The organism is Pseudoxanthomonas helianthi, assembly GCF_017939625.1.
Taxonomy (GTDB): Bacteria; Pseudomonadota; Gammaproteobacteria; order Xanthomonadales; family Xanthomonadaceae; genus Pseudoxanthomonas_A; species Pseudoxanthomonas_A helianthi.
In genome coordinates, this window is the sequence record NZ_JAGKTC010000001.1 from 166,447 (window position 1) to 180,381 (window position 13,935).

Below are 13,935 nucleotides of genomic sequence, written 5' to 3' on the forward strand. Positions count from 1 at the left end.
ATGGCGTGACCTACTCATAGAGCTAAAGACACTGGATTCCCGCCTTCGCGGGAATGACGAGCAAGAGCATGCGCTTCGCCAAACTCATTCTCATCACCCTCGGTCTGATTTTTCCGATACTCGCCTCCGCCGCTCCCCGCGTCGGCGTGATGACCATGGCCCCCGGCGAAATCTTCTTCGAACGCTTCGGCCATAACGCCATCATCGTGCAGGACGAAGCCACTGGCGCCGCGACCAGTTACAACTTCGGCTTCTTCGACCCCAGCGAAGCGAACTTCGTCGGCAACTTCGCCAAGGGCGCGATGCAGTACTACCTGGTCGCCCTGCCGATCGAGGAAGACCTGTCGCAGTATCGCGAATCCGGCCGCGGCGTGCGCCTGCAATGGCTCGACCTGCGACCGGAACAGGCGCAGAAGCTCGCCGATGCGTTGGCGGTGCGCGCGCGACCCGAGAACGCCCGCTATCACTACGACTACTTCGCCGCCAACTGCGCCACCGAAGTGCGCGACGCCATCGACGCGGCGCTCGGCGGCGCGCTGAAACCGCAGCTGCAAGGCCGTTCGCGCGGCAACACCTACCGCAGCGAAAGCGTGCGCCTGGCCTCGCCGGCGACGTGGATGTGGCTCGGCTTCGATATCGGGATCGGACCGGCCGGCGACAAGCCGATGTCGCGTTGGGAAGAAGCCTTCGTACCGATGCGCTTGGCCGACAGCCTGCGCGAAGCGAAGAACAGCGACGGGCGCCCGCTGGTGCAGGCCGAGGTGGAACTGCTGCCGCACCGCATCGCACCCGAGCCGCCGGAAAAACCGCGGCGCTGGTGGCCGTGGCTGGTCGCTGGCCTTGCCGTCGCCATCGCCCTGGTCGCGTTCGGACCACGCCATCCACGCGCGGCCCTGTTTTTCGCACTGCCGTTCTGGCTCTCGTGCGGCGTGCTCGGCCTCCTCCTGGTCTATCTATGGGGCTTCACCGAGCACTGGGCCGCATGGCGCAACCACAACCTGCTGTTGCTGAATCCGCTGTGCCTGCTGCTGCCAATCGGCGCGATCGCCGTGTTGCGGCGCCGCAACAGCGCGCGCTGGTTCCGCGCGGCGCTGGTGGTGGTCGCCGCTTGCGCATTCCTCGCATGGTTCGTGCAATGGCTGCCTTTCGCGTTCGGCTACCAGTACAACCAGACCTGGATCGCGTTGCTGCTGCCGGTGCACCTGGCGCTCGCATACGTATTCACACGGCCGTATCGCATGCGCTGACGCAGGATGCGGCTCCCCGACCCGCGGAGCCCTCCATGCTGATCCGATTGTTCGCGTCGATCCTGCTGTTCTGCTCCGCCGGCGTCGCCGTGGCGCAACCGGCGAAGGTCGCCTCCCCCGACGGCCGCATCGCGGTGGAAATTTCCACCGACAACGACGGTCGCCCCAGCTACAGAGTGTCGCGCAATGGCAAGCCGTTGCTGGCGCCGTCGCGGCTGGGCTTCATCCTGACCAATGCGCCGAAGATCGAGCGCGGGCTGCAGATCGGCGAACCGCAGTTCTCGAAACTCGACGAAACCTGGGAGCAGCCCTGGGGCGAACGTCGCCATGTGCGCAATCGCTACAACCAGATGCGGGTGGCGTTGACGGAAAAGAACAAGCCCTTCCGCAAGATCGACGTGGTGTTCCGCCTCTATGACGACGGCCTGGGTTTCCGCTACGAATTCCCGCAGCAGGATGCGTTGACCGAGGTGAAGATCGGCGAGGAGCTCACCGAATTCAACTTCGCCCGCGACGACGCCACGGCGTGGTGGATCCCGTCGTTCGAATGGAACCGCGAGGAATACCTGTACCACCGCACCCCGCTGCGCGAGGTGGGCGATGCGCAGACGCCGATCACCTTGCGCTTCGCCGACGGCACCCACGTCTCGATCCACGAAGCCGCGCTGGTGGATTATTCGGGCATGAACCTGACCCGGGTGGAAGGCACGCGCCTGAAGGCCGACCTGACCCCGGGCAGCGAGGGCTTCGCCAAGGTCGAGCGCACGGCGCCGTTCCACACGCCGTGGCGCACGCTCACCATCGGCGACAACGCCGCCGCGCTGGCCGATTCCTCGCTGATCCTCAACCTCAACGAGCCGAACAAGCTCGGCGACGTGTCCTGGTTCAAGCCGATGAAGTACGCCGGCGTGTGGTGGGAAATGCACCTGGACCTGAAGACCTGGGCTTCCGGCGCCAGGCACGGAGCGACCACCGAGAACGTGATCAAGCACATCGACTTCGCCGCGAAGAACGGCTTCGGCGGCGTGCTGGTGGAAGGTTGGAACGTGGGCTGGGACGGCGACTGGTTCGGCAACGGCGAGGACTTCAGCTTCACCCAGCCCTACCCCGACTTCGATTTCCCCAAGCTGGCCGCCTACGCGAAGTCGAAGGGCGTGCAGCTGATCGGCCACCACGAAACCTCGGCCAACGCCGCGCATTACGAATCGCAGATGGAAGCGGCCTTCGACCTGGACAAGGAGATGGGCATCCATGCGGTCAAGACCGGCTACGTGGCCGACGCCGGCGGTGCCAAGCTGGTTGGCCGCGACGGCAAGGTGCACCTGGGTTGGCATGAAGGCCAGGACAGCGCGCGCCACCACTTGAAGGTGGTGACCGAAGCGTACAAACGCCAGATCGCGATCAACGCCCACGAACCGATCAAGGACACCGGCCTGCGCCGCACCTATCCGAACTGGATTTCGCGCGAAGGCGCGCGCGGCATGGAGTTCAGCGCGTGGGGCCAGCCCGGCAATCCGCCGGAGCATGAAACCAACCTGGTGTTCACCCGCCTGCTGGCCGGGCCGATGGACTACACGCCGGGCATCTTCGGCATGAAAACGCGCGCGCCGGACGGCGTGGCCACCACCTGGGCCAAACAGTTGGCGTTGTACGTGGTGATCTACAGCCCGATCCAGATGGTGCCGGACCTGGTGGAGAACTACGAAGCCAACCCCGGCCCGTTCCAGTTCATCAAGGACGTGGCGGTGGACTGGGAGGAATCGAAGACGCTCAACGGCGAGGTCGGCGACTACGTGACCATCGCCCGCAAGCAGCGCGGTGGCGACGACTGGTTCCTCGGCTCGATCACCGACGAGAACCCGCGCGACCTGAAGGTGCCGCTGTCGTTCCTCGACAAGGGCCGCAAGTACGTCGCCCAGATCTACCGCGACGGCCCGGATGCGAGCTGGAAGGGCAAGCGCGAGTCGATCGTGGTCGAGCAGCACGAAGTCACCTCGAACGACACGCTGGAGCTGAAGCTGGCGCCCGGCGGCGGCCAGGCGATCCGTTTCGCCGCGAAGTAATCCACTGCCCTTCCCCTTGCGAAAGGAGGGGAGGTTGGGAGGGAGTGAAGCCGGAGTCCGGAAATTCTCCGGAAACACGCGCTCCCTCCCCTCAGCCGCCGGACGCGGCTTCGGGCTCCCCTGCCTCCGCAGGGGAGGGCCACGCTTGCCGCATCGGCACGACTGCCGCACCATTCGCGCATGACCGATGCCGCGAAGCCCGATGTCCCCGCCTGCGTGATCAACTGCGCGGTCTACGACCGCGAGGGTAGACGCAGCAACATCGGCCTCGATGCGATCAGCGACGTGCTCGCGCACGACGATGGCAGCTTCGTCTGGGTCGGCCTGTACCAGCCCAGCGATGCGATCCTCGACAAGCTGCAGGAGGAGTTCGGCCTGCACGACCTGGCCGTCGAGGACGCGCAGCGCGCGCACCAGCGCCCGAAGATCGAGGCCTACGGCAATTCGCTGTTCATCGCGGTGAACACCGCGCAGGCCGAGGAGGACAACACCCTCGGCTACGGCGAAACCCTGGCCTTCCTCGGCCCGCGCTACCTGATCACCGTGCGCCACGGCGCGTCGCGTTCGTACGCGTCGGCACGCTCGCGGGTCGAGCGCGAGCCGGAGCTGCTGGCGCTGGGACCTTCGTACGGGCTCTATGCCGTGCTCGATTTCATCGTCGACAACTACCTGCCGATCGTCAGCGGCTTCAAGGACACGTTGCGCCGGCTGGAAAAGGACGTGCTCAGCGACAGCTACCGGCGCGACACCATCCTGCATCTATACGACCTGAAGCGCGAACTGACCTACATGCGTGTGGCGGTGGCCCCGTTGCAGGACGTGCTGGCGCAGCTGTCGCGCACTACCAGCCCGTTGATCCCGGAGGAAGTGCGCCTGTACTTCCGCGACGTCTACGACCATGCGGTGCGGGTCAACGAGAGCATCGACGCGATGCGCGACATGCTGGGCACGGCGATGAGCGTGAACCAGTCGCTGGTCACCCTGGCCCAGGGCGAAGTGGTCAAGCGCCTGGCCGGCTGGGCCGCGCTACTGGCCGCGCCAACCCTGATCGCCAGCTGGTACGGCATGAACTTCCACAACATGCCGGAACTGCACGGCAGGTACAGCTATTTCGTGCTGATTGCGGTAGTCGCCGCGGTCTGCCTGGGCCTGTACCGCTACCTGAAGAAGGTGCGCTGGTTGTAAGCCGCCGGATGCGACCGATACGGATTCGCCGTCTTTCGAAAGCCGATGCGGTCATCCTGCAGGAATGCCGCCTTTCCGGCTTGCAGGAATCGCCCGAGGCCTTCCTCGCCAGCTACGAGGACGTCAAGGACACGCCGCTCTCGCAGGTCGAGGCGGAACTCGCGGATCCCGACATCCATTACCTCGGTGCCTTCGACGGTGAGCGGCTGGTCGGGTTCATGCGCTACGTGCGGTTCTCCCGCCTGAGCCGGCGCCACGTCGCCGAGGTGCGCAGCGTTTACGTCAGGCAATCGCATCGCCGCGGCGGCATCGCCCGCCAGCTGCTCGACCGACTGGTCGAAGACGCCAGGGCGGCAGGGATCGAATCGTTGATCCTGTCGGTGCTGTCCACCAACCTGTCCGCCCGCCGCTTGTACGAATCCGCCGGTTTCGATGTCTACGGCGAAGAACCCCGGGCCATCCGCAAACCGGGCGGCGACGTCGGCCAGCTTCACCTCTGGCGGAACCTGTCCTCGCACTGACGACGATCGCCGGTTTGCCGGCGGGAGACCGCGGCCTTAAACGCAAAGCACGGTAGCGGCATCCAAAGGCGATTCTCCCCAACCGATCGCCGCCCATGAGCCTCTCCGCTTCTACTTGCCTGCGCCGATTGCTGAGTGGCGTCGCGATCCTCCTTGCCGTTCTCTTGCCCAGCGCGGCCAGCGCCGATTGTGGGCGTTGCAAGGAGATCGCGGAAAAATTCGCCCGCGAAGAAGGTTTCAACGGCACCGTCCTGGTCGCGCAGGAAGGTCATGCAATCTATACCGGCGCCTTCGGCATCGCGGACGCCGAAGCCAAAACGCCGATGGCGCCACGGACACGCTTCGAAGCCGGCTCGATTTCCAAGTGGATCACCGCCATCGTGACGATGCGATTGGTGGAACAGGGCCGCCTGGCGCTGGACGAACCAATCTCGACCTACCTTCCCGATTACCGGCCGGACACCGGCCACAAGCTCACCTTGCGCTGGCTGATGAGCCATTCCAGCGGCGTTCCCAACCAGGTGGACGCGGCGGTCAAGGCCGACCCGTCGCTCAAGCTGAAGTCGCTGGACAACGCCACCGCAGTACGCGCATACGCCAGCGGCGACCTGGCATTCGAACCCGGGACCGACTGGGACTATTCGCACTCGAACTGGCTGATCGTCAAGGCGATCGTCGAACGCGTTGGCGGCCGGCCCTACCCGGAGCTGGTGCGGACCCTGCTGACCGAGCCACTGCAACTGCACGACAGCGGCGTTTTCGTCGGCGATTCGGCAGACGCTCCCGGCATGGCCAAGGGTTACCAGTCGCTGCTGCCGACCGCGACGCCGCGGCACAACCCGGTTCCCGATTTCATGATGTCGGCCGGTGGCTACTACACCAGCGTCGGCGACCTGCAACGGCTGATGGACGCGCTTTTCGACAATCGCATCCTTTCCCCGGCCACGGTCGCCACGTTGACCGAAGTGATCCGGCCAACGCAAAGCTACGCGCTGGGCGGGCGTGTCAAAACGCTGCAGGTGGCAGGGAAGCCACGCAAGGTGGCGTGGGAGTACGGCTCCAACGGCGCGTTCCGCATGCTCGCCTGGCGGGTGCTGGAGGATGGACACAGCGTGGTGCTGGCCAACAACAGCAGCTTCGACCATATGCGCATCGGCGACCTGGCGGCTGCGCTGCTGGATGCCAGTTACGACGGGCCGTCGCCGCATGACCGGCCCGATCCTGTTCCGACCTCCATCAAGACTCCTTAGACCAAAGTCGAAGTCGCCGATGCCGCGCTGCGGATTGATTCCGCCCCGGTCGGAGAGGAACCTTGGCCGGAGTCTTTCCCCGAGGGGTTGCGCATGAAGGGTTTCTCGAAGATCGCCTGGGCCGCGCTGGCGCTGCTGGGCGCGTTCTGCCTGGGCACCATCGCGTTGCGGCGTGGCGAACAGATCAACGCCTTGTGGATCGTGGCGGCCGCGGTGAGCATCTACCTGGTCGCCTATCGCTACTACGGCCTGTTCATCGCCAACAAGGTGATGCAGCTCGACCCGACCCGGGCCACGCCCGCGGTGTTGCGCAACGACGGTCTCGATTACGTCCCGACCAACAAGCACGTGCTGTTCGGCCACCACTTCGCCGCGATCGCCGGTGCCGGCCCGCTGGTCGGCCCGGTGCTGGCCGCGCAGATGGGCTATCTGCCCGGCCTGCTGTGGCTGGTCGCCGGCGTGGTGCTGGCCGGCGCGGTGCAGGACTTCATGGTGTTGTTCATCTCCAGCCGTCGCGACGCGCGTTCGCTCGGCGATCTGGTGCGCGAGGAAATGGGCCAGGTGCCCGGCACCATCGCGCTGTTCGGCGCGTTCCTGATCATGATCATCATCCTCGCCGTCTTGGCGATGGTGGTGGTCAACGCGCTGGCGGAAAGCCCGTGGGGCATGTTCACCGTGGTCGCGACCATGCCCATCGCGATCCTGATGGGCGTGTACATGCGCTTCATCCGCCCCGGCAGGATCGGCGAAATCTCCGTCGTCGGCCTGTTGCTGCTGCTGGGCGCGATCTGGCTGGGCGGCCAGGTCGCCGCATCGCCGACCTGGGGCCCGGCCTTCACCTTCACCAAGGAACAGATCACCTGGATGATGGTCGGCTACGGCTTCGTCGCCTCGGTGCTGCCGGTGTGGCTGCTGCTGGCGCCGCGCGATTACCTGTCCACCTTCCTCAAGATCGGCACCATCATCGCCCTGGCCATCGGCATCGTCATCGTGATGCCGCAGCTGAAGATGCCGGCGTTGACCCAATACGCCAGCAACGGCATGGGTCCGGTGTGGACCGGCGGCCTGTTCCCGTTCCTGTTCATCACCATCGCCTGCGGCGCGGTATCGGGCTTCCACGCGCTGATCTCCTCGGGCACCTCGCCCAAGCTGCTGGCCAACGAGAAACACATGCCGTACATCGGCTACGGCGGCATGCTGATGGAATCGTTCGTCGCGATCATGGCCCTGGTCGCCGCGGCGATCATCGAGCCGGGCGTGTACTTCGCGATGAATGCACCGCCGGCCGCGGTCGGCGGCGACGTGGTCGCGGTCGCGGCCAAGGTCAGCGAATGGGGCTTCGTGGTCACGCCCGACGTGCTCACCGCCACCGCCGCCGACATCGGCGAGAAGACCATCCTCAACCGCGCCGGCGGCGCGCCGACGCTGGCCGTCGGCATCGCGCAAATCCTGCACCAGGTGCTGCCGGGCGAGGACACGATGGCGTTCTGGTACCACTTCGCCATCCTGTTCGAAGCCTTGTTCATCCTCACCGCGGTCGATGCCGGCACCCGCGCGGGCCGCTTCATGCTGCAGGACCTACTGGGTAATTTCGTGCCGGCGCTGAAGAAGACCGAATCGTGGGGCGCGAACATCCTCGCCACCGGAGGCTGCGTGGCGCTGTGGGGCTACCTGCTGTACACCGGCGTCACCGATCCATTCGGCGGCATCAAGACGCTGTGGCCGCTGTTCGGCATCTCCAACCAGATGCTCGCGGGCATCGCGCTGATGCTGGGCACCGTAGTGCTGTTCAAGATGAAGCGCGACCGCTACGCGTGGGTCACCGCGCTGCCGGCCACGTGGCTGCTGCTGTGCACCAGCGCCGCAGGCCTGATCAAGATCTTCGACGGCGATCCCAAGCAGGGCTTCCTGGCCCAGGCGCACAAGTTCCAGGCCGCGATCGCCAACGGCGAAGTGCTGGCGCCGGCCAAGGACATGCACCAGATGCACCAGGTGGTGACCAATGCCTACGTCAACACCACGCTGACCGCGCTGTTCCTGTTCGTGGTCGCGGCGGTGCTGGTGTATTCGATCAAGTCGATCGTGGCCGCACGCCGCAACCCGCAGCGCAGCGACCACGAGACTCCGTACGTCGCCCTGACCCCGGCGCAGATGGCGGACCTGTGATGGGCACTGCCCTGGTCCCCGCCAGCCAGTACCAGACGCCGCGCCGGGTGTGGCGGCGCCTGGTGCAGACCGCGCGGCTGTGCTGCGGCATCCCGGATTACGACAACTACGTGCGGCACATGCTGGAGAAGCATCCGGACCGCGAGCCGATGGACTACAAGACCTTCTTCCGCGAACGCCAGGAAGCGAGGTTCGGCGGCGGCAAGGGATTCCGCTGCTGCTGAGCGACGGCCGGGATTGTCGATTCCGGCCGCCCTCGTTCGTCGATGCTGCGACGGTCCGATCCCCGGGCCGCTTCCGTGAAGGCCAGCCATGTCCCTGAAGCTCTACGCGCACCCATTTTCTTCCTACTCGCAGAAGGCGCTGATCGCGCTGTACGAAAACGCCATTCCGTTCGAATACCGCATGCTGGAAGACGCCGACGCCGCGCGCGAATGGACCGAGCTGTGGCCGATCAAGCGCTTCCCGGTGCTGGTGGACGGCGAACGCACGGTGTTCGAGGCGACCGCGATCATCGAGTACCTGGACGCGCGACATCCCGGTCCCGTGCGGATGATTGCCGGCGACGGCGTTGAAACGCGCATGCTCGACCGCTTCTTCGACAACTACGTGCACCACCCGATGCAGAAGATCGTCCTCGACCACCTGCGTCCGGAAGGCCAGCGCGACGCCTACGGCGTGGGGGAAGCGCGGGAGATGCTCGACCGGGCCTACGCCTGGCTGGACCAGCGCATGGCCGGGCAGGAATGGGCGGTCGATGGCGGATTCGGCATGGCCGACTGCGCCGCGGCGCCGGCGCTGTTCTACGCGGACTGGGTGCATCCCATCGGCGACTCGTTCGCCCAGGCCCGCGCCTATCGCCAGCGCCTGCTGGCCCGGCCTTCCATCGCCCGCGCCGTGGACGAAGGCCGGCCGTACCGCAGCTACTTCCCACCCGGCGCGCCCGACCGCGACTGAGCCCCGGCCGCCCTCCAAACGGCACGATATCCGGCCAAGTGCCCGATAAGTAAACGATTCCAGCCGTCATCGCGGCCGCGATGACGGACGCTTTCGCGTTCCAGCGGTTAGACTAGTGGTTTCAAATTGGCCTTGTTCCTCCGGCCAGCCCGCCAAGGACCGTGAATGAATGCCGTAACCCCGTTGCAGCCGAATTTCGACACCCCCACCCGCCTTGAAGCCCTGAACGACTGGGTCGCCCGCACCGCGGCGCTGACCCGCCCGGACCGTATCCATTGGTGCGACGGCAGCGACGCCGAGAACGCCGCCCTGCTGGCCCGGATGCAGGCCGACGGCACCCTGCTGCCGCTGGACGGCGAGGCCTACCCCAACTGCTGGCTGCACCGCTCCGACCCCAGCGACGTGGCCCGGGTCGAGCACCTGACCTTCGTCTGCACCCGCGAGCGCGACGATGCCGGCCCCAACAACCACTGGATGGCCCCTGGCGACGCGCACGCGAAGATGGACGCGCTGTTCGACGGCTGCATGCGCGGACGCACGATGTACGTGGTGCCGTACTGCATGGGCCCGATCGACTCGCCGCTGGCACGGTGCGGCGTGGAGATCACCGATTCGCCCTACGTCGTGGCCAACATGCGCATCATGACCCGGATGGGCGCGGCGGCGCTGGCGCGGATCGAGCGCGAGGGAACGTTCGTCAGGGGCCTGCATTCCACCGGCGAGCTCGACCCCGACCGCCGCTTCATCATGCATTTCCCGGAGGAGCTGAGCATCCAGTCGTACGGCTCCGGCTATGGCGGCAACGCGTTGCTTGGCAAGAAATGCCACGCCTTGCGCATCGCATCGTGGCAGGCGCGCCAGGAAGGCTGGCTGGCCGAGCACATGCTGATCGTCGGCATCGAAAGCCCGCAGGGCGAGACGCACTACATCGCCGCCGCGTTCCCCAGCGCCTGCGGCAAGACCAACCTGGCCATGCTGATCCCGCCGCAGGGTTATCGCGAAGCGGGCTGGAAGGTGTGGACGGTCGGCGACGACATCTGCTGGATGCGTCCCGGCGCCGATGGCCGCCTGTATGCGATCAATCCGGAAGCCGGTTTCTTCGGCGTGGCCCCGGGCACCAGCGCGCAATCCAACCCCAACGCATTGGCCAGCATCCGCCACGACACCATTTTCACCAACGTCGCGGTCACCGCCGACAACCGGCCGTGGTGGGAAGGCCTGGGCGAAGGCGAGCCGGCGACCGATTGGCAGGGCCGTCCCTACGACCCGGCGAACGGCCCGGCTGCGCATCCGAATTCGCGCTTCACCGTCAGCGCGAAGCAATGCCCCTCGTACTCGCCGGAAGCGGAAAACCCCGCGGGCGTGCCGATCTCGGCGATCGTGTTCGGCGGCCGCCGCGCCTCGCTGGTGCCGCTGGTGTTCGAAGCGCGCGACTGGACGCACGGCGTGCTGGTCGGCGCGGTGATGGGCTCGGAAACCACCGCCGCCGCGACCGGCGCGGTGGGCGTGATGCGCCCCGACCCGATGGCGATGAAGCCGTTTTGCGGCTACCACTACGGCGACTACTTCGCGCACTGGCTGTCGTTCGACCAGCCCGGTGCAAAGTTGCCGAAGGTTTTCCACGTGAACTGGTTCCGCAAGGGCGACGACGGCAAGTTCCTGTGGCCCGGCTACGGCGAGAACATGCGCGTGCTGGAATGGATCCTGGCGCGAGTGCAAGGCACCGCGGCGGCGACGCAGACCGAAATCGGCGCGTTGCCTTCCGCCGGTGCGTTGAACCTGGATGGCCTGTCGCTGTCGGCCGAAGCGAAGCAGGCCTTGTTCGCCATCGACCGAACGCAATGGGCCGAGGAATTCGGCCGCATCGGCGAATACTTGCAGACCCTGGGCGATCGATTGCCGGAGAAGCTGGAGCAGACGCGGGCGGAGATCGCGCGCAGCCTGGGCTGATCGCCGACGCTCGACACGGATGCAGGAAGGGCGAAGCCTCGTGGCTTCGCCCTTTTTTTTGGCGTCCGTACAGGCGGATCCGCAGGCTGTCCTGTATCGCGTTCAACCGGCGTTCCCCTTGTTACTGCCGGCCTTCGCGCCTGCACTCCACCATCCTGCAAGGGAACCCCATGAAGAATCGTCAACGTGCCCGCGTGCGGCACGCGCGTTCGCGCAACCTGCTGGCCAGCGCCGCTGCCACTTTCGTGCTTTGCCTGGGCCTGAGCTCGGGAGCTTCGGCCAACGGCACCATCGGCACGCCCATCCCGGTCGACGCCAGCCTGAGCTGCAAGGATTTCGATTCCGCCAACATCCTCAGCGAACTGGTGATCAATCCGCTGCCGCCGGATGTCACCACGCATTCGGACAGCACGCTGAGCGTGGCCACGATCCATTTCGAATCGACGAACGGCTGGCTGCTCTACTGGCAGCAGATCGGCACGACCCCGGCCATCCACAGTGTCTCGATCAGCGGTGGCGGCAGCGCCATGCTGTACCTGTACGATCCGCCGGTGACCGAAGACGCGGGCCTGCAATTGCCGGCGATCACCCCGCTGACCACGATCACCACCAACACCACCACCAGTTCGCCGATCGAACGGGCTTCGTTCTGCTACAGCACGCCGGGTGAAACGGGCTTCGAAGGTTGCACGCTGGGCTACTGGAAGGTGAAGCAGCACCACGATTCGTGGCCGGCGCCGTACGCCACCTCCAGCAACCTGCAGACCTACTTCGGCCTGGATGCATTCAACGACACCCTGCTCGCCGCGCTCAATTACAAGGGCGGCCCGGGCGTCGACGGCGCCAAGCGCATCCTGCTGAAGCAGGCGGTGGCAGCGCTGCTGAACTCGGCTCCTGGCGCCGTCGACTACCCGCTGACCACCGCGCAGGTGACCAGCCAGACGGCCGCCGCCCTGGCCACGGGCGACCGCGAAGTGATGCTGTCCCTGGCCACGACGCTGGATGCGTACAACAACCAGGGATGCCCGCTGAACTGATGACGGTACCTCGGACGGAGATCGCGCGTAGCTTCCGCTAGCGCGCGCACCACGGATGGACGAAAGGCGAAGCCGCAAGGCTTCGCCTTTCGCTTTGTAGCGCCGGGTTCGCGCATCTGCTTTTGCCTTGTAGGTGCCGGGCTAGTCCCGGCACGCTCTTGATCTTCGTGCGGTGGCAAAAAGCAAGCCGGGACAAGCCCCGCTTCTACAATGGCAACAGCAAAAGCGGCCGAGTTCACTCGGCGCTACAAAGCGGTTCCGCTTAGCCCTGCCCTGCGAGTGCCTGCAGCGCGAGGCCCAGCAACCACGCCAGCACGGTGCCGGTCGCATAGCCGAGCGTGCCCAGCAGCGCCCCCACCGGCGCCAGCGCCGGATGGAAGGCCGAAGCGACGACCGGCGCCGACGCCGGCCCGCCGATGTGACTCTGCGAACCCACCGCGAAGTAGAACAGCGGTGCGCGGATCAGGCGCCCGACCAGCCACAGGATCGCGATATGGAAGCCCAGCCAGACCACGCCCAGCAGCAACAGCGCGGGCTTGTCGAACACCGCGCCGATATCCATCTGCATGCCGATGCAGGCAATCAGGATGTACAGCAGCAAGGTGCCGATGTTCGATGCGCCGACGCCATCCAGCCGACGCATGCGGGTGAAGCTCAGCGACAAACCGGTCACGGTGCAGACGGCGATGATCCACACCAGCGGTTCGCCGAGGCCGGCGCGCTTGGCCCACGGCAACTGCTCCCCGATCCACGGCGCGAAGCCGCCCGCCAACAAGTGCGCCACGCCGACGGTGCCGAACGCGAGGCCGAAGATCATCGCCAGGTCGGTCAGCGTGGCCGGCCGTTCGTGCTGGCTGCGATAGGCGACGAGACGTTGCTTCAGGTCGTCCAGGGCGGTGGTGTCGGCCTTCTGCCGCGCATCGATGGACGCCGCGCGCTGCGCCAGCAACAGCAGCACCGCCATCCACACGTAGGCGACCGCGGCATCGACCACCGCGAACTGGCCGAAGGTGGTAGCGTCGACGCCGAAGATTTCCTTCATCGCCACCATGTTGGCGCCGCCGCCGATCCAGCTGCCCGCCAGCGCCGCCATTCCGCCCCAGGTATCGCCGGCCATCGTCGCCGGGAACGCCGCCTTCATGACCAGGAACGCGAACACGCCGCCCAGCATGATGCTGACCGACGTCGCCACGTACATCAGCAGCAGCTTCGGGCCCAGTTTGAGGATCGCCGGGATGTCGACGGTCAGCGTCAAGAGCACCAATGACGCCGGCAACAACACCCGGCTCGCGACCGGGTTGTACAGCTTGCTGTTGACCCCGTCGATCACGCCCAGGCTGTTGAGGATGCCGGGGATGAAATAGCAGAGCAGCAAGGGCGGAACCAGGTCGAAGAACCGGCGCAGGAAGCCCGATTGCCGCGATGACGCCCAGAACACCATGCCGAGCACGGCGGCCAGCACGCCGAGGACCACGATGTCATTCTGGATCAGCGCCGTCGGGGCTTGGACCTGTTCAACCGCCATGCATGGGCTCCGTCATCAAGGAAACGGCCGTGGC

The 13,935-nt window shown here is 66.2% G+C and carries 11 protein-coding genes; 10 read left to right on the forward strand and 1 reads right to left on the reverse strand.

Annotated elements, in window-relative coordinates; all coding sequences use genetic code 11:
* Positions 1-68: 68 nt before the first annotated feature.
* The 10 genes from J5837_RS00795 to J5837_RS00840 all read left to right on the forward strand — a co-directional run bounded on the left by J5837_RS00795 (position 69) and on the right by J5837_RS00840 (position 12,376).
* Complete coding sequence (locus tag J5837_RS00795) at positions 69-1,247, forward strand: lipoprotein N-acyltransferase Lnb domain-containing protein (RefSeq protein WP_244755482.1); 1,179 nt, start codon at positions 69-71, stop codon at positions 1,245-1,247.
* A gap of 35 nt (positions 1,248-1,282) precedes the next feature.
* Complete coding sequence (locus J5837_RS00800) at positions 1,283-3,310, forward strand: glycoside hydrolase family 97 protein (RefSeq protein ID WP_210534821.1); 2,028 nt, start codon at positions 1,283-1,285, stop codon at positions 3,308-3,310.
* Positions 3,311-3,490: 180 nt separating this feature from the next.
* Entirely contained in the window at positions 3,491-4,495 is a 1,005-nt protein-coding gene (corA, locus tag J5837_RS00805; RefSeq protein WP_210534822.1) for a magnesium/cobalt transporter CorA, read from the forward strand.
* Positions 4,496-4,575: 80 nt separating this feature from the next.
* Positions 4,576-5,016 (forward strand): GNAT family N-acetyltransferase, encoded by a 441-nt coding sequence (locus J5837_RS00810; protein ID WP_244755484.1) that lies wholly within the window; start codon positions 4,576-4,578, stop codon positions 5,014-5,016.
* A 95-nt stretch (positions 5,017-5,111) separates the two neighbouring features.
* A complete protein-coding gene (locus tag J5837_RS00815; protein ID WP_210534823.1) occupies positions 5,112-6,266 on the forward strand; it encodes a serine hydrolase domain-containing protein in 1,155 nt (384 codons plus the stop codon).
* Positions 6,267-6,359: 93 nt separating this feature from the next.
* On the forward strand, positions 6,360-8,432 hold the full coding sequence (locus J5837_RS00820; protein WP_210534824.1) for a carbon starvation CstA family protein: 2,073 nt from the start codon (positions 6,360-6,362) through the stop codon (positions 8,430-8,432).
* Positions 8,432-8,656, forward strand: a complete 225-nt coding sequence (locus J5837_RS00825) for a YbdD/YjiX family protein (RefSeq protein ID WP_210534825.1) — start codon at positions 8,432-8,434, stop codon at positions 8,654-8,656. Before J5837_RS00820 ends, J5837_RS00825 begins: the two co-directional genes overlap by 1 nt.
* 88 nt (positions 8,657-8,744) lie before the next feature.
* Positions 8,745-9,389: a glutathione S-transferase family protein gene (locus J5837_RS00830; RefSeq protein WP_210534826.1), complete on the forward strand. Its 645-nt coding sequence runs from the start codon at positions 8,745-8,747 to the stop codon at positions 9,387-9,389.
* A 165-nt stretch (positions 9,390-9,554) separates the two neighbouring features.
* A complete protein-coding gene (locus J5837_RS00835; protein ID WP_210534827.1) occupies positions 9,555-11,339 on the forward strand; it encodes a phosphoenolpyruvate carboxykinase (GTP) in 1,785 nt (594 codons plus the stop codon).
* A 170-nt stretch (positions 11,340-11,509) separates the two neighbouring features.
* On the forward strand, positions 11,510-12,376 hold the full coding sequence (locus J5837_RS00840) for a hypothetical protein (protein ID WP_210534828.1): 867 nt from the start codon (positions 11,510-11,512) through the stop codon (positions 12,374-12,376).
* 262 nt (positions 12,377-12,638) lie between these two features.
* Here the strand turns inward: J5837_RS00840 and J5837_RS00845 are convergent, their stop codons facing one another.
* On the reverse strand, positions 12,639-13,901 hold the full coding sequence (locus tag J5837_RS00845) for a DUF819 family protein (protein ID WP_210534829.1): 1,263 nt from the start codon (positions 13,899-13,901) through the stop codon (positions 12,639-12,641).
* Positions 13,902-13,935 lie beyond the last annotated feature (34 nt).

What these genes read in the sequence shown, in the direction of transcription:
- J5837_RS00795 (WP_244755482.1), top strand. Translation starts at nt 69, where the DNA reads ATGCGCTTCGCCAAACTCATTCTCATCACCCTCGGTCTGATTTTTCCG.
- J5837_RS00800 (WP_210534821.1), top strand. Translation starts at nt 1,283, where the DNA reads ATGCTGATCCGATTGTTCGCGTCGATCCTGCTGTTCTGCTCCGCCGGC.
- corA (WP_210534822.1), top strand. Translation starts at nt 3,491, where the DNA reads ATGACCGATGCCGCGAAGCCCGATGTCCCCGCCTGCGTGATCAACTGC.
- J5837_RS00815 (WP_210534823.1), top strand. Translation starts at nt 5,112, where the DNA reads ATGAGCCTCTCCGCTTCTACTTGCCTGCGCCGATTGCTGAGTGGCGTC.
- J5837_RS00820 (WP_210534824.1), top strand. Translation starts at nt 6,360, where the DNA reads ATGAAGGGTTTCTCGAAGATCGCCTGGGCCGCGCTGGCGCTGCTGGGC.
- J5837_RS00825 (WP_210534825.1), top strand. Translation starts at nt 8,432, where the DNA reads ATGGGCACTGCCCTGGTCCCCGCCAGCCAGTACCAGACGCCGCGCCGG.
- J5837_RS00830 (WP_210534826.1), top strand. Translation starts at nt 8,745, where the DNA reads ATGTCCCTGAAGCTCTACGCGCACCCATTTTCTTCCTACTCGCAGAAG.
- J5837_RS00835 (WP_210534827.1), top strand. Translation starts at nt 9,555, where the DNA reads ATGAATGCCGTAACCCCGTTGCAGCCGAATTTCGACACCCCCACCCGC.
- J5837_RS00840 (WP_210534828.1), top strand. Translation starts at nt 11,510, where the DNA reads ATGAAGAATCGTCAACGTGCCCGCGTGCGGCACGCGCGTTCGCGCAAC.
- J5837_RS00845 (WP_210534829.1), bottom strand. Translation starts at nt 13,901, where the DNA reads ATGGCGGTTGAACAGGTCCAAGCCCCGACGGCGCTGATCCAGAATGAC.